The organism is Carbonicoccus niuqiaonis, from assembly GCF_050157065.1.
Classification (GTDB): Bacteria; Actinomycetota; Actinomycetes; order Propionibacteriales; family Propionibacteriaceae; genus Avipropionibacterium.
Genome location: NZ_CP189573.1, coordinates 414,525 through 439,492 on the forward strand (window position 1 = coordinate 414,525; position 24,968 = coordinate 439,492).

Below are 24,968 nucleotides of genomic sequence, written 5' to 3' on the forward strand. Positions count from 1 at the left end.
TCCTGGCGACTACGCTGGGGGAGTACGCGTCGGCGAAGGATCGCGCCCTCGACAACAAGGAGAAGCCATGTTCGGCCAAGGTGACATGCAGGGACTGCTCGAGCAGGCACAGGCGATGCAGGCCCAACTGGCCCGCGCCCAGGAAGAGCTCCAGGCCACCGAGGTGACCGGCTCGGCCGGTGGTGACCTCGTCACCGCGAAGGTGAACGGCTCCTTCGAGCTGCTCTCCCTCGACATCAAGCCCGAAGCAGTCGACGCCGATGACATCGACGGGTTGGCCGACCTCGTCGTCGCCGCCGTCCGCGACGCCCACAACAACGCCAAGGCGCTCGCCTCGTCGAAGCTCGGCCCGATGGCCGACGGCCTGGGTGGCATGCCCGGCCTGGGTGGCTGATGTACGAAGGCGCGATCCAGTCGCTGATCGACGAACTCGGCCGGCTTCCCGGTATCGGGCCGAAGAGTGCACAGCGGATCGCTTTTCACCTGCTGGCGGCTGATCCCGACGACGTGGAGCGACTCGCGACCGCGCTGACGACGGTCAAGGCGACGGTGAAGTTCTGTGAGGTGTGCTTCAACGTCTCGTCCGAGACCCGCTGTCGGATCTGCCGTGACCCACGGCGAGACCCGGCGGTGATCTGCGTCGTCGAGGAGTCCAAGGACGTACCGGCGATCGAGCGCACCCGGGAGTTCCGTGGCACGTACCACGTGCTGGGTGGCGCGATCAGCCCGATCGACGGGATCGGGCCCGGTGAGTTGCGCATTCGCGAGCTCGTCCAGCGGCTGGCCGACGACACGGTGAAGGAGGTCATCATCGCCACCGATCCCAACCTGGAGGGCGAGGCGACGGCCTCGTACCTGAGTCGGATGTTGCTGCCGCTGGGCGTACGGGTGGCTCGACTCGCGAGCGGACTCCCGGTCGGTGGTGACCTCGAGTACGCCGACGAGGTCACCTTGGGGCGAGCCTTCGAGGGGCGCCGCTACCTCGACGCGACCAGCTGAACGGACGCGATCAGCTGAACGGACGCGATCAGCCGACGCCCCGGCGGACCGATCAGTTGTCCCGGTGGTGCCCGGCGGAGTCGGCATCGTCTCCGCCGAGCCAGCGCCCGAACGCCTCGAACGAGTAGTCGCGGCCGAGGAAGTCGGCGACCAGGTCGGTGGCATCGGCCGAGCCACCCCGCGCCAGCACCGCATCGCGATAGCGGCCGGCGACCTCGGGGGCGAACAGGTCGTCAGCACTGAACGCAGAGAACAGGTCCTTGGCGATCACCAGGCTCCACATGTAGGTGTAGTAGCCGGAGCTGTAGCCGTCGAGGTGCCCGAACGCCGCCTGGAAGTGGGTGTCGGGCAGGTACGCCAACAGGCTGTGTCGTGCCTGCAGTTCGCGGACCATCGCGGTGTGGTCGGCGGGGCGCTCCAGGTGGAGCCGGTACGACAGTGCGGCGTAGAACATCTGGGTACGGGCGTTGTAGCCGCGGCCGAACTCCTTGGCCGTCCGCATCCGGGCCACGAGGTCGGCCGGGATCGGTTGCCCGTCGGCGTCGTGGGCGAAGGACTGGAGGATGTCGACGTCCCAGGCCCATTCCTCGAGCATCTGCGACGGGGCCTCCACGAAGTCCCATTCGGTGGCGACGCCGGAGAAGCGGGACCACTGTTGATCACCACCCAGGACGTGGTGCACCAGATGCCCGAACTCGTGGAACAGGGTCACCACCTGGGTGTGCTCCATCAGTTCGCGCGGGAAGTTGCAGACCAGCGTTCCTTCCGGCAGCTGGCGACCGGACACCCCGGTGACCAGGTCGAACTGGGCGGCGTGCTTGTACTTGCCGTCCCGCGGATGCAGGTCGAGGTGGATCCGGCCGATCCGCCGCCCGTCCCGTACGACGTCGTAGGTGGTCACATCCGGATGCCAGGTCGCGGCATCGGTGACCTCCTCGTAGCTGATCCCGAACAGTCGACCGGTGACCGTGAGCAGCCCGGCCCGGACCCGGGTGAAGTCGAAGTAACGCCGTACCTGTCGGGCGTCGACGTCGAACTGCTCCCGGCGCACCAGCTCCGCGTAGTACGACTGATCAGCCCCGAAGAGTTCCGTGATCGACGGGTCGTCGGCACGGGCCCGGTCGAGCAGGACGGCGAAGTCCTTCTGGGCACTTGATTCGGCGAGGGCACTGATCCGGTCGATGAACTCACCGATCGCGTCGCCGGTCTTGATCATCTTGACCTCGGCGTCGAAGTCGGGCCAGGAGTCGTACCCCAGCAGGGATGCCAGCTCGGCGCGCAGCTCCACCAGTTCGTGCAGCAGTGGGTCGTTGGCCGGCCAGGCCCGGTTGGTCGATTCGTGGCTCAACGCGAGGCGGGCGCTGCGGTCCCGGGCGAAGGTGAGGTACGGGATCAGGTCCGGGTAGTCGGTGGTGATCCTCACCCGGCCGTCCGCATCGGCCGGGTGGTCGGCGATGTAGTCCTCGGGCAGTCCGGCGAGTTGGTCGGGGGTGATCATGATCGACCGGACGTCGTCACGGACGTTGCGCGAGAACTCCTGACTGACGACGACCAGCCGGTCGTTGATCTCGGTGAGCCGGGCGCGGGTCGCGTCGTCGGCGGCGACGCCACTGCGCCGGAAGTCACGCAGGACGTGCTCCAGCAGCCGGGTCGCCGTGGCGTCAAGGGCACCCGCGTCGATCTCGCTCAACACCTTGTGGAGGTCACGGTCCTGGCCCCGCTGGGTGAGGAAGGTCGTGGTCGCCTGCAGCTTGGCCTCGGCCAGTTCACGGACCGAGGGGTCAGGATGAACCTCCGACAACAGCGAGGCGAAGGTCGACGAGTTGGCTGCCTCGATGTCGCAGTCGTTCCAGAGGTGCAGGACCTCGTCCGCGGTCCGGGTCGACCCGTCCTTGAGGTCGGCCACGATCGCCCGGGCCCTGGTCAGCGCCGTGTCAGCCCGCTCGTCGACGAACCTCGTCCAGGCGTCCGCGTCGTCGGTGTCCGGCAAGGCAAGGGGATTCAACGTCATTGGCACACCCTACGTTCGTCGCCGCCCCTCCATCGGGAAACCGTGCCCCGAGAGGGCAACCGGAGAGGTGATTCATCGGAAGTCGGCTCTCCAACTGCCCGGTCGGTGTGGCGCGGGCTCTCCAACTGCCCGGTCGGTGTGGCGCGGGCTCTCCAACTGCCCGGTCGGCGGTTCAGGGCCGGTCGGACACGTCCACGTCGTCGTCCCAGCCGCCTTCATCGCCTTCATCGCCCTCACCCTCGTCGTTCCATTCCGAGTCGACCTCGTCGTCCTCGGTGAGGTGGAACTGGTTGGTGACGGGACGGGTCTTCGCGAGCTGACGGAGCAGGGCGGACGCAGGCACGAACCAGTAGGCGATCGCGACGCAGAAGCCGACCAGGCTGAGCGTGGTGTCGACCCGGGAGGTGACGATCCCGATCACCAGGCCGACCAGACCGATCCCGACCACCACCAGACCGAGGCGGGCGTACGTGGGCTGTCGCATGGTCCGGGCGAGCCCGACGAAGTGGGCCCCGTTGACGAGCGCGATCAGACCGGGGATCAGCTCGGGTCGCCCGGTCAGCACACCGACCACGATCGCCACCACGATCCCGCCGATCTGGGCCAGGTTGACCAGGTTGTACCGCTTCACCCCGGCGCGGAACTGGTCCAGCTCGCCGTCGTCGGGCAGGTGCCGCAGGACGAACCAGACCAAGGTCGCGCCGCAGGCCAGTCCGAGCAGGGCCAGCGGGAAGAACGCACCCTCACGAGGGCCGCTCCCCGCGATCCACCAACCCGCCCCGCCGATCGCGCAGATCAGCGACCCGATCCGCGTGCCGGGCGACCCGGCCGCACTCGCGTCGCCGCCGTCGCGGTCCGGGGGAGTGGTGGGCGAGGTCTGCGTGGTCACCAGATCGATTCTAGGGTGCACAACGGCTCCGGTCGGGCATAGACTGGTGGGGTCGCACGGCCGTGAAGGAGCCATCACTCCGGAGCCGGTGGAAGAACGGCACCTCTCCCGGTGCTCACTAGAACCACCAGCGGCGCAACGAAGTGGGTCACCGGCTCCCCGCCCGGGGGATGGTGACCAAGGAGGGTGGTACCGCGGTCCGGCACGTCCGGCGTCGTCCCTTCGCAGTGACGAACTGTGAGACGACGAGACGCAGGAGCCCACTCATGGACCAGCACTCAGGGACGGACCGGCCAGCAGGCGCGACCAGCCCGTACCGCCCCGTACCCAGTCAGGTGGACCTGCCCGCGGTCGACCGGGAGGTACTGGCGTTCTGGGAGGCCAACGACACGTTCAATGCGTCGTTGGAGCGCACCCGAGACGGGGAACCGTGGACCTTCTACGAGGGCCCGCCGACGGCGAACGGCAACCCGGGCACCCACCACGTCGAGGCACGAGTCTTCAAGGACCTGTTCCCCCGGTTCCGCACGATGCAGGGCCGGCGGGTCGATCGCAAGGCTGGCTGGGACTGTCACGGCCTGCCGGTCGAGCTGGCGGTGGAGAAGGAGCTCGGCTTCGCCGGCAAGGCCGACATCGAGGCGTACGGGGTCGAGGCGTTCAACGCGAAGTGCCGCGAATCGGTGCAACGCCATGTCGACGCGTTCACCGAGATGACCGAGCGGATGGGCTACTGGGTCAACTTCGACAACGCGTACTGGACGATGGATCCGGGTTACGTGCAGTCGGTGTGGTGGGCGCTCAAGCAGATCTTCGACAAGGGACTGCTGGTCGAGGACCATCGCGTCGCCCCGTACTGCCCGCGCTGCGGTACCGGGCTGAGTGATCATGAACTGGCCCAGGGGTACGAGACGGTCACCGACCCGTCGGTGTACGTCCAGTTCCCGCTGACCTCCGGCCCGCACGCCGGCACCGCCTCCCTGCTGGTGTGGACGACGACCCCGTGGACCCTGGTGTCGAACGGCCTGGTCGCGGCCCGCGCCGACGTCACGTACGTGGTGCTCGAGCACGGCGAACGACGACTGGTGCTGGCCGAATCCCTGCTGGAGAAGGTGCTCGGCGGCGAAGGGTGGCGGGTCGTCGACTCGTTCACCGGCGCCGACATGATCGGCTGGACGTACCAGCGGCCCTTTGAACTGGTCGACTGGCCCGGCACCGCGCACTTCGTCGTCAACGAGGAGTACGTCACCACCGAGGACGGCACGGGGCTGGTGCACCAGGCGCCCGCATTCGGTGAGGACGACTTCGCCTCCTGTCGACGCAACGGGGTCGCCCTGGTCAACCCGATCGACGGACAGGGTCGGTTCGAAGCTGATCTTGGTCTGGTCGGGGGGATGTTCTTCAAGGACGCCGACGAGGTGCTGGTCCACGACCTCACCGAGCGTGGCCTGTTGTTCCGTCACCAGAGCTACGAGCACTCCTATCCGCACTGTTGGCGCTGTCACACCGTGTTGATCTACTACGCCCAGCCGTCCTGGTACATCCGGACCACCCAGATCGTTGACGCGCTCGTCCGGGAGAACGAGGGCACCACCTGGTACCCGGAGACGATCAAGCACGGCCGGTACGGCGATTGGCTCGACAACAACGTCGACTGGGCGTTGTCGCGCAAGAGGTACTGGGGCACCCCTTTGCCGATCTGGCGCAATGACGACGACCCGACTGACATGGTGTGCGTCGGATCCCTTGCGGAGTTGGGAGAACTGGCCGGGCGTGACCTGTCCGAACTCGACCCGCACCGCCCGTTCATCGACGACGTGACGTTCACCCGGCCCGGGGTGACGGGCACCTATCGGCGGGTCCCCGAGGTGATCGACGCATGGTTCGACTCCGGGTCGATGCCGTTCGCGCAATGGGGCTACCCGCATGCCCCGGGGTCGACGGCCGCACTCGAGCGTGCCTACCCGGCCGACTTCATCTGCGAGGCGATCGACCAGACGCGTGGTTGGTTCTACACGTTGATGGCCGTCGGCACGCTGGTGTTCGACCAGTCGTCGTACCGCAACGTGTTGTGCCTGGGGCACCTGCTGGCCGAGGACGGCCGCAAGATGAGCAAGCACCTGGGCAACATCCTCGAACCGATCCCGTTGATGGACGAGCACGGTGCCGATGCGGTCCGCTGGTTCATGGTCGCCTCCGGGTCGCCGTGGGCCGCCCGTCGGGTCGGGCACCAGACGATCGTCGAGACCGTTCGCAAGGTGCTGCTGACGTACTGGAACACGGTGGCCTTCCAGGTGCTGTACGCCAGGACGAACGGCTGGACGCCGGCTGTTGATCAAGCTCCCAGTGATCATGTGCTGGACCGGTGGCTCACCTCGGCGACCAACACCCTCGTCGGTCAGGTGACCGCTGCCCTCGAGGACTTCGACACCCAACGGGCCGGGCAGTTGATCAGCGACTTCGTCGACGAGCTGTCCAACTGGTACGTCCGTCGGTCCCGTCGGCGCTTCTGGGACGGCGATCCCGGCGCCCTGCAGACCCTGCACGACACCTTGGAGGTGCTGACCCGGCTGATGGCGCCGGTGGCACCGTTCGTCACCGAGCGGGTGTGGCAGGACCTGTTCGCGATGCAGCCGCAGGCGCCGACGTCGGTCCACCTGGCCGATTGGCCCACCGTTGATGCGGGCGTGGTCGACACCGGGTTGGAGTCGGCCATGCAGTTGACCAAGCGGCTCGTGGAGTTGGGCCGGGCGGCCCGCTCTGAGGCGTCGGTCAAGATCCGGCAGCCGTTGCGACGGGCACTGGTGCCGACGGCCGCGTACGAGCGGCTCACCCCGGAGCTGCGGGCCGAGGTGGCCGGCGAGCTCAATCTGGGGGGCATCGAGTCGTTCTCCGGCGCCGGTGACCTGGTCGATCACACCGCCAAGGGCAACTTCCGCAACCTGGGCAAGCGCTTCGCCAAGGACACCCCGAAGGTGGCCGCGGCCGTCGCCGGCGCCGATGCCTCGGCACTCGCGGCCGCGGTCGCTGCGGGCGGGACGTACGCCGTCACCGTTCCCGACCTCGGTGAGGTGGAGGTCGGCGCGGACGACGTGCTGATCTCGGAGCGCCCCCGGGAGGGCTGGTCGGTGGTGAACGAGCAGGGCGAGACGATTGCGCTGGACCTGGAGATCACCCCGGAGTTGGCCCGGGCGGGGCTGGCGCGAGAGGTCGTCCGGCTGGTGCAGGAGTACCGCAAGAACGCCGGGTTCGACGTGTCGGACCGGATCACCGTGCAGTGGGCGGCCGACGGCGATCTCGCCGAGGCCCTCGAGGCCCACTCCGCGTTGGTGGCCGGTGAGGTGCTGGCCGTCGAGCTCGGTCGCGCCGATCCGGGTGCGGACTGGGAGCGAGACGAGGACCTCGGGCTGTCGTTCCGGATCGAGCGGGTGCAGCGTGCCTGACCTGCCCGACCTGCCCGACCTGCCCGCGCCGGAGCCGCAGCCGCGGCTGATCGTGTTCCTGCACGGAGCCGGGACGTCACCGCAGACGTGGCAGGACCAGGTGGTGGCGATGCCGTCGCAGTTCCGGGCGGTGGCGCCGTGGCTGTACGGGCTACGGCCGGGCCGCAAGGACGTGTTCGACTGGCAGGCCGCGGCCGACGACGTCGCGCGCACCCTCGACCTGCAAGGGGCCGAGACCGCCTCGATCTGCGGTGTCTCGCTGGGCGCCCGAGTGGCCCTGCAGTTCGCGGTCAGCCACAACGACCGGCTCGACCGGCTGGTGCTGGCCAGCCCTCCGGCGCCGGTGCCGTGGCAGCTGCGGATCCCTCGGAACATCGTCGCGAAACTGGTGCCGAGGGCCTCCTACGCGGCGCAGAACATCGACAAGGACAAGGTGGTCGCTGCGTTGAAGGTGGCCTCCGCCGCGACCGACCTGAGTGGGGTCGACCAGATCACGCAACCCACCCTGCTGCTGTGCGGCAGCTCCGATGGTGCCTCGATCGCGACTGCCCGCCGGATCGAGGGGAAGCTCCCGAGCGCCACGGTGCAGGTGCTCCCACGGGCCGGCCACGACGTCAACACCGACGCCCCGGACGCCTTCAACCAGGCCCTGTTCTCCTTCCTGGACTGAATCGCCGGGTTCTAGGGGCTCACCGCTCGTAAATGTGGGCGTGACAGCGACGCACGTGGACGTATCTGCCACCTGTGTCGCTGTGGCGCCCATCTTTACGAGGCAGGCGCGTCTGGAGAGGCAAGGGGCGTCGGTCGACGAGGCGCCGGGCGGGGAGACCCGTGATCCGTATGATGTCCGGCATGCCCACCCGCCGCCGACGCCCGTTCCTGGGCGGGCGAGGCAACCTGCTGTTGGTGGCGGCCGCGGTCCTGGTCACGGTGGCCGTGGTCATCGCGGGGATGCGGCTCAGCCCGACCCGGCCACCACGGCCGATCCTGCTCGCCACCGGGTCGTGGGCCCCGTACGTCAGCCCGGACCTGCCCGACGGCGGGCCGGTCGCCCAGATCGTGGCGCTCGCCATGGCCAAGGAGGGCTACCGGGCCGAGGTGCAGTTCACCACCTGGGAGCTGGCCCTGGCCCGCACCACGCAGGGGCAGACCTTCGGCGCCTTCCCGCTGGTCGCCAGCCAGGCCCGCGACGCCGACTTCCTCCGGTCCGATCCGCTGGTGGAGTTCGAGTACGTGCTCTTCCACGACACCAGCCGGCCCACCCCGCAGGTCACCCGAGCCGAGGACCTGGCCGACCTCCGGGTCGCCAAGATCACCGGGTACGACTACTGGCCCGAGCTGGACCGGGCGGTTGGCGAGTACGTCCCCTACGCCTCCAGCGCCGAGGCGTTCCTCGCGTTGTCGCGCGGCGAGGTCGACCTCGTCCCGGAGGGACGCCGCGCGGGTGAGGCGCTGCTCCGCAGCGCCACCTTGGACGTCGATGCCACCCGGTTCGCCCAGCTGCCGGGTGACCAGCCATGGCTCCGCTCGACCCAGGGCCTCCATCTGTACGTGGCCAAGGACTCCGAGGCCGCCGAACTGCTGGCGGGGTTCAACCGCTCACTGGCCGAGCTGCGGTCCACCGCCGAGTACCGCGACCTGGTCGATGCCCTCGAACCACCGGTCGCCGGCGAGGAGGTCGACCTGATCGGTGTGGGGGACCAGGCCCCGAGGCTGGTCGACGAGTCCGGTGCGACGATCGCCGTGCTGCCGCGCGGCACCCGAGCCACCGTCCTCGAGTGGCCGACGGGCACCGGCCGGGGGGCGCCCGGCGACGGAACCCTGTGGGTGAGGGTCAAGGTGACCAGCGGACCGGGCAGTGGCCGGGTCGGACTGGTCGACCTGGCTGGGGTGGAGTTGGTCCCCCTATGAGCCGCATCATGACCATCGCGCCGGTCCCGATCGACTTCGCCCTGGCCTTCGGGGCCGCCGGTCGCGAGCCGGAGGCGTACACCACGTTCTGGCGCGAGCTCGCCGACGCCTGCACCGACGAGCGGCTGGAGTTCCCGCACGCCGTCCACGTGGTCGAGGTGCCCCGGTACGGTTCGCTCCGGGCCGATGCGCTGCTGCGGCCGCTGCACCTGGTGGCCGGCACACTGGCGCCCGACACGCTGCCGATCGACGTCCCCACCGAGCTCGCCGACCTGTGGGCGCGGGTCGACACCGTGGAGTTCCGGCTGTACGACCACGGGGTGACCGTCGTCGAGCTGGGCGCCGAGGTCGCCGACTGGCTCGGCGCCGGCGACACCGGCCCGGGCGAGCGGTTGGACGCCCTCCAGGACGGCATCATCCGGCTGACCGGGTTGGCCGCGGGGGCCGTTGTCCAGCACGTGCTGCAACCGCTGCTCGACCAGGCCCGCAGCCGCGATCCCGACGGTTCGATCCTGTTGTGGGAGGACGACACGTGGCACACCACCGGCCCGCGCTGGGTGTCGCGATCCCTGGTCCTCGACCTCGACGAGCCCGGCACCGGTGAGCTCGCCCGGCACTGGCTGGCCGATGTCGGCGACGCCCCGGTGGACGCCCTGCTGGCCCAGGAGACCGATCACGTGTCGACCTGGCTCAACTACGTCCACCTCGGCCACCGGGCCGACGTCCGGACCGAACTGGCCGCGACGACTGTCGAGAACTGGCGGGGGATGCGGTACGCACAGTACTTCTACGCCGCCCTCGACCTGGTTGACGACCGGCTCAACGGCGTGCTGGCGCAGACCACCCAGGGCCGTCGGGCCTGGGAGCTGGCGGAGCTGACCGAATCGCTGCGGACGTTGTCACACCGGGCCGAACTGGTGATGCTCGACCTGCAGGACCTGCGCAAGTACGTCACCCGGCAGGTGCGCACCGAGATGGACGGCATCCTCGATGCCTGGCACTACGGGCACCTCGTCGAGGAGCCTGTCAAATTCAAGATCAGCATCTGCGACCGGCGACTCGCCGAACTGGCGACCGGCGCCCAGTCCCGGGCCGGCACGGTGACCGACATCATCCTGTTGGGGATCGGTGTCACCTCGGTGTTGGCGACCGCGCTCGCGTTGACCGAGTTCGGACGGGGCGTCGCGACCGACCCCGACCAAGCCGGATTCGGTTCCCGCAGCGGTCTCACCGAATGGTTCGCCTCGCAGTCGGCCGACGCCATCCTGGTCGGTTCGCTCGTCGTCTCGGCCCTGCTGGTCGTGCTGTTCTGGGCCGTCCGTCGATCCGGTTCCTCGTGATGGGGACGTCCCAGCCGGTCGTGGCCCGACCCCGCCGGGCCGTCGGCCTGCTGGCGGTCACCCAGTTTCTGCTCGAGGTGCAGTTCTGGTTCCCGCTGTGGCTGATCTTCCTGCTGCACCTGGGCTTTGACCTGACGACGGCCGTCCTCGCCGACGGGGTGTTCCGCCTGGTGTCGGTGCTGGCGGAGATCCCGATGGGGCTGTTGGCCGACCGGATGGGCCGCAAGGCGAGCTACCTGTTGATCACCGGACTCAGCGCGGTGACCTTCGCCGGGATCGCCATGATCAACTCCACCTGGCAGTTGTTCGGGATGTGGATCGTGTGGGGCGTGCTGTGGGCCCTCAACTCCGGTGCGGCCACCACGTACGCGTACGAGCTGTCACAGCAGTTGGGGCCGAAGCAGGGACCGCGCGGCTTCGCGGTGATCAAGGGTGCCGGCCAGGCCGCGGTGCTGGTGTCGCTGGTCACCGCGGGCCTGCTGTACGGCGTCGATCCGGCGCTGCCGTTCTGGCTCACCGCCGCGATGGCGGTGCTGGCAGGGCTGCTCGCCCTCGGGCTGCCCGACGTGCCGCGGGTCGGCCCGCCGGCCAGTCTGCGCCAGGTTCTTGCCGACATCCGGGCTGCACTGGCCGGACGTGCCACCCGTTCGGTGATGGCGGTGGCGGCATTGTTCATGTTCTACGGCTGGAGCGTCCGGATCCTGTTCCAGCCGTTGGCCCTCGACCTCGAGCTGACCCCGGAGCAGACCGGCTGGATGTACGCCGGGGTCGCCGCGGTCGGGATCGTCGCCAGTCTGGCCACCGGGTGGGTCCGACCGACCCATCGGCGACTGGTGATCGGTGGCGGCATGATCATCACGGTGGTGGCGGCGGCCCTCACGTTCTGGTGGTCGTGGCTGGGACCCGTTGCGTGGTTGCCGATGCTGAGCCTGGCCTGGGCCGCCGGGTGGACGACCCTGGAGCTCGAACTGTCGGGCCGGACCCGGCCGGCGATCCGGGCGACCGTACTGTCCCTGGTCGCCAGCGTCGCCGGTGTCGGCATCGCCGTGGCCCGGCCCGGCCTCGGGGCATTGGCCGACCGCACCAGCAGCGCGATGGCGTACGGGGGCTGGGCGGCCGTCGGGGTGATCGTGGTGGTGGTCTTCGTCGTCCTGCTCCGCCGGATGGGTGACCACCCGATGCCCGCGGTCTCCGATGACCGGGACGCGGGCATCTCGGGTCAGTCGGCCGACTGAGTCGTCGATCCCCGTCGTACCGCGTCGCTGAACCGGTCGGACCACTCGCCCAACAACTCGGTGAGCTCGGGCGGCGCGTGCACGGTGAACCCGTAGCCGGTGCCGGCGATCCCGAACAGCACCCACTTGACCTCGTCGGTCTCGGCCCGGAACTCACAGCTCGTGGCGGTCAGCTCGGTCACCTCGCCATACCGACCGAGCTGCTGCCGTACGGCGTCGGCGGGCCCGTCGAGGTGGACGATCGCGGTCACCTGGTGGACGTCGCGGCCGCGCAACCCCTGCCGGACGTACTCGACCGGACCGCCGGGCACCTCCTTGGGCCGGAAGTTGATCAAGGTCGTCTCGGGGTCGGTGATCCGGTCGAGTCGGAAGCTGCGCCAGTCGTGGCGTTCGAGGTCCCAGGCGACCAGGTACCAGCGGCGGCCGATCGGCACCAGGTGGTGGGGCTCGACGCGCCGGGAGGTGACCGCCCCCTCGCGGGCGGTGTAGCCGAAGTGCAGCCGTACCGAATCACGGCAGGCCTGCGCGATGGTGGTGAGCAGGTCGGTGTCGAGGGCCGGCGCCTCTCCCCAGGTCGGTGCTGTCGTCGCGTGCCGTACGGCGTCGGCCCGCTTGCGGAGCGGCTTGGGCAGCACCTGCATCACCTTGGCCAGCGCCCGCACCGGCGCATCGTTCAGCGCTGCGGCGGCACCCTGGGCCGCGGCACGGAGGGCGACGACGATCGCGACCGCCTCCTCGGCGTCGACCACCAGCGGCGGCATCGTCGCTCCCGGCGCCAACTGGTAGCCGCCGTCGGTGCCGCGGTTGGAGCGGACCGGGTAACCGAGCTCACGGAGCCGCTCGATGTCGCGTCGCAAGGTCCGGTCGGTGACGCCGAGTCGTTCCGCCAGCTCCGCCCCCGGCCAGAACCGGTGGGTCTGCAACAGCGTCAGCAGCCGGAGCGTCCGCGAGCTCGTGTTGGCCATGGGCCAACCCTGCCACCTTCAGCGGTCAGATTCTGTCCGCTTTACTCGTCCGAGTGTTGGGTGCTGGGTGCAGATCGTGCGCGTGGTCAGCCGGGCAACACCGTCTCGTCCTCGTGGTGCAAGACCCCCAGCTGGCCGGTCGCCTCCTCGAGCAGCCGCTGCACCGCCAGCGTGTCGGCGAGCGGCATCACCGGCGACTCGGTCAACCCCTCGGCCAGGCAGCCGTGCACCTCGTCGAACTCGTGCGCGTACCCGACACCCCGGGCCGGTAGGTGGAACTCCTCGGTGCTGCCGTCGCGGCGGGTGAGCACCATGTCGGCCGGGTGGTGGAACCGGGGCAGGACGTCGAGCCGCCCCTGGTCGCCGACCACCCGTGCGCCGCCCGGCAGCGGGTACGCGATGGAGGCCTGCAACAGCGCAGCCCGGCCGTCGTCGTACGAGAACAGCAGGGCAGCCTGCTCGTCGACGCCGGTCCGTGCCTGCCGGCCCGAGGCGTGGACGGCGTCCGGTGGGCCCAGCAGCCACTGGGCCAGGGAGACCGGATAGACCCCGACGTCGAGCAGTGCCCCGCCGCCCTGCGCCGGATCGAACAACCGGTCGGTCGGGTCGAACGGCTTGTCGACCCCGAGATCGGCCGAGACCTGCCGCACCTCCCCGAGGGCACCGTCGGCGATCAGCTCACGGGCCTTCACCCAGATCGGCTGGAAGCGGGTCCACATCGCCTCCATCACGAACACCCCGGCCGCCCGGGCTGCTGCGACCAGCCGGTCGGCCCCGGCCACCGTCGCGGTGAACGTCTTCTCGACCAGCAGGGGCTTGCCCGCGGCAATCCCGGCCAGCGCCAGCTGCAGGTGCTGTGGGTGCGGGGTGGCGATGTAGAGCGCATCGACCTGGGGGTCGGCGATCAGGTCGGCGTACGAGCCGTGCGCGTTCGGGATGCCGTGCTTGTCGGCGAAGGCCCGCGCCCGGTCGAGGCTCCGCGAACCGACCGCCCGAAGCTCACCGCCGGGCACGTTGTCGAAATCGCCCGCCACGTTGTCGGCGATCCGGCCGGGCCCCAGGACTCCCCATCGGATGGTTTCGCTCATGGCCACGACCCTACGGTCACCGGCGGTGCCGCCACCACGGGGCGCCCGCCGTCGCCGGCTGCTCGGCAGCTTTCCGCAAACCGACCGGTCGACGGTGAAGAAGCCGTGCTGCCCCGCGGGCAGGCCGCCCACCCGAAACCGCCGACCGGTCACTTTTCGGAATCCGGGGCAGTAGCGCCCTGACCACGGCGCTCGCGGGCCGACCGATCGGTGGGTTGGTCGGACCGTTAGAGTGGTCGGCGCCGTCAGCAAGGGTTTGGAAGGGGAACGCGTGGGACGCGTTGTACAGAAGTACGGGGGGTCGTCGGTCGCCGACGCCGAGAGCATCAAGCGGGTTGCTCGGCGGGTGGTCGCCACCAGGCAGGAGGGCCACGAGGTCGTCGTGGTGATCTCCGCCATGGGCGACACCACCGACGAACTGCTCGACCTCGCCTACCAGGTGACGCCGCAGCCGCCGGCCCGCGAGCTCGACATGTTGCTCACCACCGGTGAGCGGCAGAGCGCCGCGCTGCTCGCGATGGCGATCGCCGACCTCGGACACACCGCGCGGTCCTTCACCGGGTCGCAGGCCGGCGTGATCACCACCGGCACGCACGGCAACGCCCGGATCATGAAGATCACCCCCGGCCGCATCGAGAGTGCGGTCGCCGAGGGCGACATCGGCATCGTCGCCGGGTTCCAGGGCGTCAGCGAGGACACCAAGGACATCACCACGATCGGTCGTGGTGGCTCCGACACCAGCGCGGTGGCGCTGGCCGCCGCACTGAAGGCCGACTACTGCGAGATCTACTCCGACGTGGACGGCGTCTTCACCGCCGACCCGCGGATCGTGCCGGCAGCCCGGCAGATCCCGGAGATCTCGTACGAGGAAATGCTCGAGATGGCCGCATGCGGGTCGAAGATCCTGCACCTGCGCTGTGTCGAGTACGCCCGCCGCGAGAACATGCCCATCCACGTCCGCTCGTCCTTCTCGACCAAGGACGGCACGTGGGTCAAGGATCTGGAGGACATCACCATGGAACAGGCCATCATCTCCGGCATCGCCCAGGATCGCGGCGAGGCCAAGATCACCCTCGTCGGCGTCCCCGACAAGATCGGTGAGGCCGCGACGATCTTCGAGGCGCTGGCCGGGGCCGAGATCAACATCGACATGATCGTGCAGAACGTGTCGCAGGTCTCCACCTCGCGCACCGACATCTCATTCACCCTGCCGAAGGCCGACGGGCAGAGCGCGGTGCAGAAGCTGCAGGAGATCCAGGCCGAGGTCGACTTCTCCGACATCCTGTACGACGACCAGATCGGCAAGGTCTCGGTGATCGGCGTCGGGATGCGTTCCCACCCGGGCGTCACCGCGAAGTTCTTCTCCGCGTTGGCGAAGGAGGGGGTCAACATCGAGATGATCTCCACCTCCGAGATCCGGATCTCGGTCGTCGTGAACGAGGACGACGTCGACCGGGCCGTCCGGGCCGGGCACACCGCCTTCGGTCTGGACGCCGACGGCGAGGCCGTCGTGTATGCCGGGACCGGGCGCTGAATCGGGACGACACCGGGCCTTCGGGTACGGCCGGTAACTGATCGGTCCCGTAGGGGCCGGTCTCCCGCTAACGTTGGGCTGACCGCAAGCGGCGAGGAGCGCCCATGATCGTGTTGTCCTTGCTCACCCCCGTCATCGCTTGGGTGGCTGCCGGACTGGCGATCGGGCTGATGACCCGCGGGCGGACCCGGTTGTTCGGTCTGATCGGCGTGGGTGTCATGCTGGTCGGCGGTCTGGTGAACGGCGCCTACCTGATCACCCTGAACAGCACGACCTTCGGCAGTCCGGCACACATCCTCAGTCAGGTCTTCTCGTCGCTGATCTCGCTGGTCGGGCCGGTGCTGTTGCTGGTCGGGGCCGCAGTCGGTTCGCGCGGGGGGCGGGGCGGTTCGTACGGGCCCGGGGGGCGGGCATGAGCATGAGCCTGAACTTCCTGCTGTTCCAGTTGCCCTTCCTGGTCTTCCCCCTCGCCCTGCTCGTGGCGTCGATCCTGGCCGTCAAGGGCTCGGGCAGGTGGCTGTTGGCCGGCGGGTTCGCCGTACATCTCATCGCAGGAACCCTGACCACCTTCGTCCCCTTCCTCGAGCTCGCACCTCCTCAGATCGGCCTCGTCTACAGCGGGTTGGCAGTCTTCCGAGCCGTCGGTTGGGCACTGGTCGTCGCCGGGGTCATCGTCGCCTTCCGCCACGGCAATCGCGCTGAGCAGTCGGCGGCGGGATCCCCGGCCTGGCAGGTCCCGGGTGTGCCCCCGCAGGGGACGCCGCCGCCCGTGCCGCCCAGGGGCCAACATCCCGGACCCGGGGGCGGCGGTCATCACCCCGGCTGGTGACCCTGTGGGCGAGGACACGACTAGGTCACACTTCGCCGGGCCGGATGTCGCGGGCATTGACGTGTCGAAGACCCCGCGGTTAATCTGTGCCAGCATTGGGGGCGGTTGGTAACCGCCAAAAACAATAGGCCTCAAACCGCAAGCTCGGTTGGCCAGGCACGCGGGCGTGCCGGAGAGGGAAGACATGACCACGAGAAGGCGACTGCTCCAGTTCAGCGGCCTGGCCGCCGCGGCGATCTTTGCCGGTGGTACGGCCAGTTGCGGCTTCGAAGGTGGCGGCGGCGACGGTGGCGGCGGCGCCACCGACGAGATCGCGATCCTCGGCCCGGAGCTCCCCACCCTCGACCCGCAGGTCATCAGCAACGGTATGTGGATGGTCGTCCGCGCCCTGCTCGAGCCCCTCGTCGTGCAGAACAACGAAGGCACCGACGTGGAGCCCGGTGCCGCCGAGTCGTGGGAGATGTCGGACGACGGCCTCACCTACACCTTCACCCTGCGTGAGCTGAAGTGGTCCGACGGCAGCCCGCTGACCTCGGAGGACTTCAACAAGACCTACGAACGGCTGCTCTCGCCCAGCTCGGCCGGCGCCGGCGTGACGCTGGGCGCGAACTCGTACGTCACCAGCATGAACATCAAGAACGCCATCCCGTTCCAGGGCGGTGTGATCACCGACTGGAACGAGGTCGGGGTCAAGACGCCGGACGAGAAGACCGTGGAGTTCACCCTCGAGGCGCCGAACGCCGGCTTCCTGATGGGCCTGACCCACGCCTCGATGTGTCCGATGCCGATGAAGGTGGTGGAGGAGCACGAGGCGGAGTGGGAACTGCCGGAGAACATCGTCACCAACGGTCCGTTCAAGATGACCGCGACGCAGCCCAACGTCAGCATGACGCTGGAGAAGAACGAGGAGTACTGGGACGCCGGCGCCGTCGCGCTCAACAAGATCAACTACAAGATCAACGCCGGTGCCGAGGTCACCATCGTGCCGTTCGAGAACGGTGAGGTCGACATCATGGGCGTCGGTGACCCGGCGACCCTGCTGCGGTTCGAGCAGGAGCCGGCGCTGCAGGGACAGCTGAAGAGCGCCCAGCCCGGCTCGATCTACTACTTGGCGCTGATGCACTCGCAGAATGACCTCCTCGGCTCCGACATCCGGATCCGCGAGGCCCTGTCGCTGGGCATGGGGCGCGACATCGTCGCCCAGTCGCAGCCCAAGATCACCGCGACCACCTCGCTGGTGCCGCAGTCGGTGAAGGGCTGGGAGGAATCGGTGGGTGTCGCCGAGGACCTCGAGAAGGCCAAGCAGCTGCTCTCCGACGCCGGCTACCCCGGCGGCAAGGGGCTGCCGCCGATCACCATCCTCAACGGTGGCAACACCTCGCCGGTGATCCAGACGATCATGTCGAACTGGACCGAGAACCTCGGCATCCAGGTGAAGAACGACGCGGTGGAGTCGGGCGTCTACGTGCAGAAGCGGATGGCCCTCAACCCGGCGGACTACATCGGGTTCTACTTCGGCAGCTTCGCCGCCGAGCTGAACTGGGCCAAGTGGGTCGCCTCGTTGTGGTCGCCCACCTTCACCAAGCCGTTCTCGCTGAACCCGACCGACTACCAGGAGTACCTGGACCTGCAGCAGAACAAGGATCTCTCGCCGGCCGAACTGACCGCGCAGTTGAAGGAGATCGCCGACACCAAGTGCTCTGCGGAGGTCAAGGAGTTCGACCGGTTGACCACCGAGGCCATGTCGGTGGTCGACCCGGACGCGTCGACCGAGGCGTTCAAGACGGCCGCACTCGCGCGGGAGAAGTGCTTCATCTTCCTCCCGATCGCCCAGGCCGGGTACCACTTCGCCGTCAACAAGCGCATCACCGGGTTCCACCCGCGGCCGACCGGCGACCAGTTCTACTACAAGACCCTCGGGGTCGAGTAAGTGGCAACACGCAACACCCCGTCCGCGGCCGGGGGCATTGCCCTCTTCGCGGTGAAGCGGCTGGCGCGTGCCATCGTCACGCTGGCACTGGTGTCGTTGATGACGTTCGGGTTGCTCCAGGCGGCGCCGGGCGACTTCACCGACCTGTCGGCCGTCACCAGTGGTGCGACGATGACCGCCCAGGGGCAGCGTGCGGAGGTGATGTCCAGCTTCTCGCAGCGGTACGGGCCGGAGATCCCTGCCTGGCAGCAGTACCTGATCTTCATGCGGGGTGCCGTCACCTGGGACATGGGGCCCTCGTACAAGTACCCCTCGCGTCAGGTGCAGGACATCATCGCCGAGGCGTTCCCGGTGTCGGCCACGTTGGCCGTGCTGGCCGTGGTGCTGTCGCTGCTGGTGGCCGTGCCGATCGGTGTCATCTCGGCCCGTCGTCGCAACGGCTGGCTGGACAACACACTGATGTTCCTGGTCACCGCCCTGCACAGCGTGCCGAACTACCTGTTGGGTGCGTTCTTGATCATCATCCTGGTCGGTGGTCTGCACCTGTTGCCCTCGGGCGGCTGGTCAGGACCCGAGAACATGATCATGCCGGTGATCGCGCTGGCGATGGGACCGATGGCGATGTTGGCCAGGTACGTCCGGTCGTCGGTGATCGAAACCCTGCGGGAGGACTACGTCACCACGGCGGTCGCCAAGGGCGGCCCCAGCGGGATCGTGATGTCGCGGCACGTGTTGCGCAACTCCCTGATCCCGCTCGTCACCGTGGTCGGACCGATCATGGCAGGCCTGATGTCGGGCACGGTGTTCATCGAGACGCTGTTCCGCATCCCCGGTCTGGGCACGTACTTCACCGGCGCGGCCACCAGTCGTGACATGCCGTTGCTGATGGGCACCACGCTGTTCTTCGCAGCCCTGCTCGTGCTCACCAATGTGCTGGTCGACCTGAGCTACGGCCTGCTGGACCCGCGCACGCGAATGGGAGCCACCTCATGAGTACTCCGGAAACCCTCGAGCACGTGGGGGACGAGGTCGAGTCCGGACCTCCCGTACTGGACGACGACGGCAAGGCCGGCAAGGTCGGTGAGAGCCAGGCCCGGTTGGTCTGGCGGCGCTTCGGCACCAACAAGTTGGCCCTGATCAGCCTGTACTTCATCGGCCTGCTGATCCTGACCGCCATCTTCGCGCCACTGGTCGCCACCCACGACCCGATCGCGGTGGACGTGACGTCTGCGCTGCTGCAGCCGGGCGAGGAGGGGCACATCCTCGGCACGGACCCGATCGGCCGTGACGTCTTCAGCCGGTTGATCTACGGCCTGCGTACGGCGTTGATCGTCGGTTTCGTCGCCGAGCTGGCGGCCCTGGCACTGGCGATCGTCATCGGCCTGGTGGCCGGCTACGTCGGTGGTCGTGCCGAGCAGTTACTGATGGGCTTCACCGACGTCATGTACGCCTTCCCGGGCTACCTGTTCGCGGTGATCATGGTGACGGTCATGGGCCGCAGTGTCCTCGCCGTCATCCTCGCCATCACGGTGGCGTCGTGGGTGGGTCAGGCACGGCTGGTCCGGGCGCAGACGCTGAGCCTGAAGAGTCGCGACTTCATCGAAGCGGCCCGTTCGATGGGTGCCGGGGGGCCGCGCGTCGCGGTCCGCTACATCCTGCCGAACGCGATGGGCCCGATCCTGGTGGCCACCAGCTTCGGCATCCCGGGTGCGATCGCGACCGAGGCCGGCCTGAGCCTGTTGGGCCTCGGCGTCGCACCACCGACACCGTCGTGGGGTGCCATGCTGACCGAGGGCATCCAGTACACGATGGTCGCGCCACACCTGATGTTGGCCCCGGCGGTGCTGTTCGCCCTGACCCTGTTGGCGTTCAACTGGGTCGGTGACGGTGTCCGGGAGGCGTTCGACACCACGGGGGTGACCCGGTGACGAGCAACAGCACCGAGACCGTCGCGGATCGGACCGATCCGGCAGCCGGGCAGCCGCTGCTCGCCGTACGCGACCTGAGGGTCCACTTCAACGCCGGCCGCAAGAAGGACGCGTGGTTGAAGGCCGTCGACGGCATCAGCTACGACCTGCACTCCGGTGAGGCCCTGGCCATCGTCGGTGAGTCCGGCAGTGGCAAGAGCGTCGGCGTCCGGGCCCTGCTGGGACTGGTGGCCGAGAACGGGCGCATTGCCGGCGGCAGTGCCACCTACGCCGGGACCGATCTGCTCAACAGCGGTGAGGGCAAGCTGCAACGCATCCGTGGCAAGGACATCGCCATGGTGTTCCAGGACGCGATGCAGGCGCTGAACCCGACGCTGACGCTGGAGAAGCAGTTGGTCGAGCACCAGCTGTGGCATCGGTTGTGCAACCGGGCCGAGGCCCTGGATCGGGCGATCGAGATGCTGGGCAAGATGGGCATCCCGCAACCCGAGCGACGGATCAAGGCGTACCCGTTCGAGTTGTCGGGTGGCCTCCGGCAGCGGGCCATGATCGCGATGGCGATGGTGACCAATCCCAACATCCTGATCGCCGACGAGCCGACCACGGCCGTCGACGTCACCCTGCAGCGACAGATCCTCGACCTGTTGGCCCAGATCAAGTCCGAGGGTACGGCGATCATCATGATCACCCATGACCTCGGGGTCGCCCGTGACCTGTGTGATCGGGTGGCGGTGATGTACGGCGGCAAGATCGTCGAGCACGCCGAGATGGCGAACTTCCTCACCGAGGCGAAGCACCCGTACGCCCAGGGGTTGCTGAACTCGACCATCGAGGTCGGTGACATCGACCGGGCACTGTCCCCGATCCCGGGGACGCCGCCCAGCCTGCGGGACCTCCCGTCGGGCTGCGCCTTCCGGACGCGGTGCACGCTGGCCGAGGAGAGGTGCGCCGAACCGCAGGAACTCCTGGCCGTGGGGGAGAACCACACGGCGGCATGCTGGAAGGTGGTCGAGAATGCCTGAACCCGATCAGGACAAGGCGTCCGAGGAGAACGAGCAGACCGAGGACAGCGAGATCCAGGCGCACCCGGCAGCCGACACCGGCACCGATGCCGACACGCGTGCGGGCACCGAGGACGACACCGAACCGGTCGGTCTGGACGCCGACGCCGAACGTGAGCTGATCGTCGAGCGGCTGGTGCCGAGGACCGAGGTGGCCGAGGACGCCGAGGTCGTGATGGAGGCGATCGGTGTCAGCAAGGTCTTCCACTCCAAGGCGGGCACGATCAAGGCCGTCAACAACGTCAGCCTGCAGTTGCGGCGTGGCGAGACCGTCGGCCTGGTGGGGGAGAGCGGCAGTGGCAAGTCGACGTTGGCCCGGATCTTCCTCGACCTGATCTCGTGGAACGACGGGGCCGTTGAGTTCCGCGGTGAGGCGATCACCGACATGTCCAAACAGGCTCGCAAGGCCGTCCGTCGTGACATGCAGGCGGTGTTCCAGAACGCGACCGGTTCGTTGCTGCCGCACTACACCGCGCTGGACAACGTGATCGAGCCGTTGATCATCCACAAGATCGGGCAGCCGGCCGAGCGCAAGGCCCGGGCCCGTGAACTGCTGGGCAAGGTGGGCATCGACCCCGACCGTGGCAACCACTACCCGCGGCAGTTCTCCGGTGGCCAGCAACAGCGGATCGCCATCGCGCGGGCGCTGGCGATGGATCCCGAGATCCTGGTGTGCGACGAGCCGACCTCGGCGCTGGACGTGTCGGTGCAGGCCCAGATCCTGGCCCTGTTCCAGAACCTGCGTCACGAGTTGTCGCTGACCTGCTTGTTCATCTCCCACAACCTGGGCGTGATCGAGAAGGTGTCCGACCGGGTCGCGGTGATGCGGCACGGCTGGATCGTGGAGCTGGCGCCGACCCGCGAGCTGTTCAACAACCCGCAGCACCCCTACACCCGGCAGTTGCTGAACGCGGTGCTGCCGGTCCGGCGGGAGAGCCACTCCTTCGAGGACGCGTTGCCACCGGCCGAGCAGGAGGGGTCCGAGCTCGTCGACCTCGGCAACGGACACCTCGTTCGCCGGAGCGGCGAAGCCGACGCCATCGCCAGCTGACGCGTACGTCAGTTGCTGAGCGGACCGGCCGAGGCGTACGCCTGCGCCAGCACCCGGTTGGCGGCCAGCCCGTCGGCGACGGTGGTCCGCAGGGGTGCGTCGTCCCGTACGGCAGCAATCATTCCTGCCGCTTGACCGACGAACCGGGCCGTACCCGAGGGCGTGAACCGCTCGACCTCACCCTCGGCGGGGGCGAGTTCGAGGACACCGGTCAGGTAGTCGTAGTGCAGCCGGCCGGTCTCGCCGGACACGGTGATGGTGGCCTCGGCCGGGGCGGTGCGCCAACTGGCCTCCAGCACACCGGTGGCCCCGGCCGTGGACTTCAGCAGGATCATCGAGGTGTCCTCGACCGCCAGCGGCGGGCCGTACGCGCTCTGGCCGGTGCTGGTGACCGCGTGCACCTGGACCACGTCGCCGACCAGGTGTCGGAAGAGGTCGATCGAGTGCACCGACGTGTCCACCGCGGTGCCGCCGCCGGAGATGGCGGGGTCGGCGTACCAGCGGTCGTTCATCCGGGCCTGTTCACCGGAGAACCTGTTGCGGAACGACTTCACCGCGCCGATCCGCCCCTCGGCCAGCAACGCCCGCAGTTGCACCACGGCCGGCTCGAAGCGGTGGCAGAAGCCGACGGTGGCCAGCACGCCGGCCTCCTCGACCGCCGTCACGATGCGTTCGGCCCCGGTGACGTCGTACGCCATCGGCTTCTCGATCAGCATCGCCACGCCGCGACGGGCGGCGAGCACGGCCAGGTCGGCGTGGGCGACCGGTGGGGTCGCGATCACCACGACGTCGCAGCCACCGCGCGTCAGCAGCCCGTCCGGGCTGGGGAACACCTCCGCGTCGTGGTCCTGTGCCAGTGTCCGGGCGGCCTCGGCGACCGGGTCGGAGACCGCGACCACGGCCGCGCCGGCCTCGGTGAAGGCACGCGCGTGCGCTCGGGCGATCCCGCCGGCGCCGAGCAGGCCGACCCGTACGGCGCCACTCATCACGTCTCCCGCGGGGTGACCTCGACGGGCCGTCCGGACTCGGCTGAGGCGAGCCCGGCGAACATGATGTCGACCGCGTCGAGGGTCGGGGTGAGGCTCGGCGCCTGCTTGGTCCGCGCCATCTCGACCATCGCCTGCAGTTCGTTGCCGTAGAAGCCCTTGGCGTCGCTGACCGTGATCGTTGCCGCACCCTTGGTGCCGTACACGGTGGCATGGAAGTGGTGCGCGCCGGGGATGGTGGTGACCGTGCCGGTCCGGCCACCGTCGAAGGTGATCCGAGCGGTGTCGTGGTTGTCGAACCGGGCCAGGTCGACCGAGGTCGGACGGCCGGGCTCCAAGGCCAGCAACAGTTCCACTGCATGGATGCCGTAGTAGAACCACTCGTTCGGGCAGACGCTGACGTAGCTGATCGGGTCGCCGATCGTGGCGAGCTGTTCGCCGAACTCCGACAGCTCGCTGGCGTAGCGGAGCGCGGACCCACCCATTAGCAGGGCATCGTGTTCGGCGGCGAGAGTGATCAACTCGGTCACCTCATCGGGGGTCGCCACGACCGGCTTGTCGACGAACACCGCCATCCCGGCGCTCAGGAAGGGGCGGGCCAGCTCGAGGTGTCGGACCCCACCGTCGGTGTCGTCGATCACCAGGACCAGGTCGACCGCACCGACCAGGGAAGTGAGCTCGTCGGCAACCTCGAAGTCGTGCTTGGCGGCCAGCTCCTCGGCGGTGTCGCGATGATCGCCGGGCCAGGCGTGGGTGATCCGGGCTCCGGTGACCCTGCCGGGCTCGGTCGGCGTGCCGTTGATCAGTTGGGAGAAGACCGTGGCGTGGTAGGTGTTGACTCCTACCAGCGCCACCGTGACGATGTCGGTGTTCACCGGAAAAGATCCTGTTCTCGTCGTCGGGCCCTGTGCTCGTCCAAGGCGTGGGGCGACCCTACTAGGATCGACGCGACAGTGACCCAGGAGGGTGCATGGACAAGGTCGTTGGTTCCGCCGCAGCAGCCGTGGCCGACATCGCCAGTGGATCGTCGTTGGCGGTGGGCGGTTTCGGGCTGTGCGGGATCCCGAGTGTGTTGATCGGGGCGTTGGTCGAGGCCGGTACCGACGAGCTCGAGGTGTACTCCAACAACTGCGGGGTGGACGACTGGGGACTGGGCCTGCTGCTCGCCGAACACCGGATCCGCCGGGTCGTCGCCTCCTACGTCGGCGGCAACCAGGAGTTCGCCCGGCAGTTCCTCGACGGTGAGCTGGAGGTCGAGCTGACGCCGCAGGGAACCCTCGTCGAACGGTTGCGGGCCGGCGGCTCCGGCATTCCCGCCTTCTACACCCCGACCGGTGTCGGCACCCTGGTCGCCGAGGGCGGCCTGCCGTGGCGCTACGACGCGTCCGGTGAGGTCGCGATTTCCTCACCACCCAAGGAAGTTCGCACCTTCGACACCGCCGAGGGGGAACGCGAGTTCGTGCTGGAGCGGGCGATCGTCACCGACGTCGCCCTCGTCCGGGCCCGGTACGGCGATCGCCACGGCAACCTCGTGTACGCCGACTCGGCCCGCAACTACAACCCGATCTGCGCGATGGCCGGCAGGCTGACGATCGCCGAGGTCGAGGAGTTGGTCGAGCCGGGTGAGCTGGACCCGAACCACGTCCACACCCCCGGGGTGTACGTCCATCGCGTCGTCGGACTCACTCCGGAACAGGCTGTCGACAAGCGGATCGAGCAGTTGACCGTACGGCCACGTCCCGGTGCGGCGGCCGATGCGAAGGGGAACTGA

The 24,968-nt window shown here is 68.8% G+C and carries 22 protein-coding genes; 16 read left to right on the forward strand and 6 right to left on the reverse strand.

The genetic code is table 11. The features are described 5' to 3' along the window. The first annotated feature begins 67 nt into the window (after positions 1 to 67). Together ACQBAU_RS01835 and recR are read left to right on the forward strand one after the other, a co-directional pair. Positions 68 to 394: a YbaB/EbfC family nucleoid-associated protein gene (locus ACQBAU_RS01835; RefSeq protein ID WP_434548665.1), complete on the forward strand. Its 327-nt coding sequence runs from the start codon at positions 68 to 70 to the stop codon at positions 392 to 394. Continuing rightward, positions 394 to 999, forward strand: a complete 606-nt coding sequence (gene recR, locus ACQBAU_RS01840; RefSeq protein ID WP_465256326.1) for a recombination mediator RecR — start codon at positions 394 to 396, stop codon at positions 997 to 999. Before ACQBAU_RS01835 ends, recR begins: the two co-directional genes overlap by 1 nt. Positions 1,000 to 1,051: 52 nt before the next feature. Here recR and ACQBAU_RS01845 read toward each other — a convergent pair whose 3' ends face one another. Beyond that, positions 1,052 to 3,010: a M3 family metallopeptidase gene (locus ACQBAU_RS01845; protein ID WP_465256327.1), complete on the reverse strand. Its 1,959-nt coding sequence runs from the start codon at positions 3,008 to 3,010 to the stop codon at positions 1,052 to 1,054. A 172-nt stretch (positions 3,011 to 3,182) separates the two neighbouring features. After that, on the reverse strand, positions 3,183 to 3,899 hold the full coding sequence (locus tag ACQBAU_RS01850) for a hypothetical protein (protein ID WP_465256328.1): 717 nt from the start codon (positions 3,897 to 3,899) through the stop codon (positions 3,183 to 3,185). Positions 3,900 to 4,165: 266 nt separating this feature from the next. Between ACQBAU_RS01850 and ileS the strand changes: the two genes are divergently transcribed. From ileS to ACQBAU_RS01875, 5 genes are all read left to right on the forward strand, one after another. Continuing rightward, a complete protein-coding gene (gene ileS / locus ACQBAU_RS01855) occupies positions 4,166 to 7,339 on the forward strand; it encodes an isoleucine--tRNA ligase (RefSeq protein WP_465256329.1) in 3,174 nt (1,057 codons plus the stop codon). Then, on the forward strand, positions 7,332 to 8,009 hold the full coding sequence (locus ACQBAU_RS01860) for an alpha/beta fold hydrolase (protein WP_465256330.1): 678 nt from the start codon (positions 7,332 to 7,334) through the stop codon (positions 8,007 to 8,009). The genes ileS and ACQBAU_RS01860 overlap by 8 nt, the downstream gene beginning before the upstream one ends. A gap of 182 nt (positions 8,010 to 8,191) precedes the next feature. Further along, positions 8,192 to 9,250 (forward strand): substrate-binding periplasmic protein, encoded by a 1,059-nt coding sequence (locus ACQBAU_RS01865; RefSeq protein ID WP_465256331.1) that lies wholly within the window; start codon positions 8,192 to 8,194, stop codon positions 9,248 to 9,250. Between the two features lie 8 nt (positions 9,251 to 9,258). Next, on the forward strand, positions 9,259 to 10,590 hold the full coding sequence (locus ACQBAU_RS01870; protein ID WP_465256332.1) for a hypothetical protein: 1,332 nt from the start codon (positions 9,259 to 9,261) through the stop codon (positions 10,588 to 10,590). Further along, positions 10,590 to 11,825 (forward strand): MFS transporter, encoded by a 1,236-nt coding sequence (locus tag ACQBAU_RS01875; RefSeq protein WP_465256333.1) that lies wholly within the window; start codon positions 10,590 to 10,592, stop codon positions 11,823 to 11,825. The genes ACQBAU_RS01870 and ACQBAU_RS01875 overlap by 1 nt, the downstream gene beginning before the upstream one ends. Here the strand turns inward: ACQBAU_RS01875 and ACQBAU_RS01880 are convergent. Both ACQBAU_RS01880 and ACQBAU_RS01885 read right to left on the reverse strand, forming a co-directional pair. Further along, a complete protein-coding gene (locus ACQBAU_RS01880; protein WP_465256334.1) occupies positions 11,810 to 12,790 on the reverse strand; it encodes a helix-turn-helix transcriptional regulator in 981 nt (326 codons plus the stop codon). The genes ACQBAU_RS01875 and ACQBAU_RS01880 overlap by 16 nt on opposite strands. A gap of 86 nt (positions 12,791 to 12,876) precedes the next feature. Further along, positions 12,877 to 13,878: a Gfo/Idh/MocA family protein gene (locus ACQBAU_RS01885; protein ID WP_465256335.1), complete on the reverse strand. Its 1,002-nt coding sequence runs from the start codon at positions 13,876 to 13,878 to the stop codon at positions 12,877 to 12,879. 271 nt (positions 13,879 to 14,149) lie between these two features. On the opposite strand from ACQBAU_RS01885, the gene ACQBAU_RS01890 reads away from it, so the two are divergent. The 8 genes from ACQBAU_RS01890 (at position 14,150) to ACQBAU_RS01925 (ending at position 22,211) form a co-directional block, all read left to right on the forward strand. Next, positions 14,150 to 15,412, forward strand: a complete 1,263-nt coding sequence (locus ACQBAU_RS01890; RefSeq protein WP_465256336.1) for an aspartate kinase — start codon at positions 14,150 to 14,152, stop codon at positions 15,410 to 15,412. Between the two features lie 104 nt (positions 15,413 to 15,516). Beyond that, positions 15,517 to 15,828 (forward strand): hypothetical protein, encoded by a 312-nt coding sequence (locus ACQBAU_RS01895; protein WP_465256337.1) that lies wholly within the window; start codon positions 15,517 to 15,519, stop codon positions 15,826 to 15,828. Beyond that, complete coding sequence (locus ACQBAU_RS01900; protein ID WP_465256338.1) at positions 15,825 to 16,241, forward strand: hypothetical protein; 417 nt, start codon at positions 15,825 to 15,827, stop codon at positions 16,239 to 16,241. The genes ACQBAU_RS01895 and ACQBAU_RS01900 overlap by 4 nt, the downstream gene beginning before the upstream one ends. A 184-nt stretch (positions 16,242 to 16,425) precedes the next feature. After that, positions 16,426 to 18,171: a peptide ABC transporter substrate-binding protein gene (locus tag ACQBAU_RS01905; protein ID WP_465256339.1), complete on the forward strand. Its 1,746-nt coding sequence runs from the start codon at positions 16,426 to 16,428 to the stop codon at positions 18,169 to 18,171. Beyond that, entirely contained in the window at positions 18,172 to 19,164 is a 993-nt protein-coding gene (locus ACQBAU_RS01910) for an ABC transporter permease (RefSeq protein ID WP_465256340.1), read from the forward strand. It abuts the gene before it with no gap. Next, positions 19,161 to 20,099 (forward strand): ABC transporter permease, encoded by a 939-nt coding sequence (locus tag ACQBAU_RS01915; protein ID WP_465256341.1) that lies wholly within the window; start codon positions 19,161 to 19,163, stop codon positions 20,097 to 20,099. The genes ACQBAU_RS01910 and ACQBAU_RS01915 overlap by 4 nt, the downstream gene beginning before the upstream one ends. Continuing rightward, complete coding sequence (locus ACQBAU_RS01920) at positions 20,096 to 21,121, forward strand: ABC transporter ATP-binding protein (RefSeq protein ID WP_465256342.1); 1,026 nt, start codon at positions 20,096 to 20,098, stop codon at positions 21,119 to 21,121. Before ACQBAU_RS01915 ends, ACQBAU_RS01920 begins: the two co-directional genes overlap by 4 nt. After that, positions 21,114 to 22,211, forward strand: a complete 1,098-nt coding sequence (locus tag ACQBAU_RS01925) for an ATP-binding cassette domain-containing protein (RefSeq protein ID WP_465256343.1) — start codon at positions 21,114 to 21,116, stop codon at positions 22,209 to 22,211. The genes ACQBAU_RS01920 and ACQBAU_RS01925 overlap by 8 nt, the downstream gene beginning before the upstream one ends. Positions 22,212 to 22,219: 8 nt before the next feature. On the opposite strand, the gene ACQBAU_RS01930 is transcribed toward ACQBAU_RS01925, so the two are convergent. Then, positions 22,220 to 23,197, reverse strand: coding sequence for a Gfo/Idh/MocA family protein (locus ACQBAU_RS01930; RefSeq protein ID WP_465256344.1), 978 nt, complete (start codon positions 23,195 to 23,197; stop codon positions 22,220 to 22,222). Continuing rightward, positions 23,197 to 24,072, reverse strand: a complete 876-nt coding sequence (locus ACQBAU_RS01935; RefSeq protein ID WP_465256345.1) for a Gfo/Idh/MocA family protein — start codon at positions 24,070 to 24,072, stop codon at positions 23,197 to 23,199. The genes ACQBAU_RS01930 and ACQBAU_RS01935 overlap by 1 nt, the downstream gene beginning before the upstream one ends. Positions 24,073 to 24,167: 95 nt before the next feature. On the opposite strand from ACQBAU_RS01935, the gene ACQBAU_RS01940 reads away from it, so the two are divergent. Beyond that, entirely contained in the window at positions 24,168 to 24,968 is an 801-nt protein-coding gene (locus ACQBAU_RS01940; protein ID WP_465256346.1) for a CoA transferase subunit A, read from the forward strand.

What these genes read in the sequence shown, in the direction of transcription:
- ACQBAU_RS01930 (WP_465256344.1), bottom strand. Translation starts at nt 23,197, where the DNA reads ATGAGTGGCGCCGTACGGGTCGGCCTGCTCGGCGCCGGCGGGATCGCC.
- ACQBAU_RS01845 (WP_465256327.1), bottom strand. Translation starts at nt 3,010, where the DNA reads ATGACGTTGAATCCCCTTGCCTTGCCGGACACCGACGACGCGGACGCC.
- ACQBAU_RS01900 (WP_465256338.1), top strand. Translation starts at nt 15,825, where the DNA reads ATGAGCATGAGCCTGAACTTCCTGCTGTTCCAGTTGCCCTTCCTGGTC.
- ACQBAU_RS01885 (WP_465256335.1), bottom strand. Translation starts at nt 13,878, where the DNA reads ATGAGCGAAACCATCCGATGGGGAGTCCTGGGGCCCGGCCGGATCGCC.
- ileS (WP_465256329.1), top strand. Translation starts at nt 4,166, where the DNA reads ATGGACCAGCACTCAGGGACGGACCGGCCAGCAGGCGCGACCAGCCCG.
- ACQBAU_RS01875 (WP_465256333.1), top strand. Translation starts at nt 10,590, where the DNA reads ATGGGGACGTCCCAGCCGGTCGTGGCCCGACCCCGCCGGGCCGTCGGC.
- ACQBAU_RS01865 (WP_465256331.1), top strand. Translation starts at nt 8,192, where the DNA reads ATGCCCACCCGCCGCCGACGCCCGTTCCTGGGCGGGCGAGGCAACCTG.
- ACQBAU_RS01925 (WP_465256343.1), top strand. Translation starts at nt 21,114, where the DNA reads ATGCCTGAACCCGATCAGGACAAGGCGTCCGAGGAGAACGAGCAGACC.
- recR (WP_465256326.1), top strand. Translation starts at nt 394, where the DNA reads ATGTACGAAGGCGCGATCCAGTCGCTGATCGACGAACTCGGCCGGCTT.
- ACQBAU_RS01870 (WP_465256332.1), top strand. Translation starts at nt 9,259, where the DNA reads ATGACCATCGCGCCGGTCCCGATCGACTTCGCCCTGGCCTTCGGGGCC.
- ACQBAU_RS01880 (WP_465256334.1), bottom strand. Translation starts at nt 12,790, where the DNA reads ATGGCCAACACGAGCTCGCGGACGCTCCGGCTGCTGACGCTGTTGCAG.
- ACQBAU_RS01915 (WP_465256341.1), top strand. Translation starts at nt 19,161, where the DNA reads ATGAGTACTCCGGAAACCCTCGAGCACGTGGGGGACGAGGTCGAGTCC.
- ACQBAU_RS01940 (WP_465256346.1), top strand. Translation starts at nt 24,168, where the DNA reads ATGGACAAGGTCGTTGGTTCCGCCGCAGCAGCCGTGGCCGACATCGCC.
- ACQBAU_RS01895 (WP_465256337.1), top strand. Translation starts at nt 15,517, where the DNA reads ATGATCGTGTTGTCCTTGCTCACCCCCGTCATCGCTTGGGTGGCTGCC.
- ACQBAU_RS01835 (WP_434548665.1), top strand. Translation starts at nt 68, where the DNA reads ATGTTCGGCCAAGGTGACATGCAGGGACTGCTCGAGCAGGCACAGGCG.
- ACQBAU_RS01905 (WP_465256339.1), top strand. Translation starts at nt 16,426, where the DNA reads ATGACCACGAGAAGGCGACTGCTCCAGTTCAGCGGCCTGGCCGCCGCG.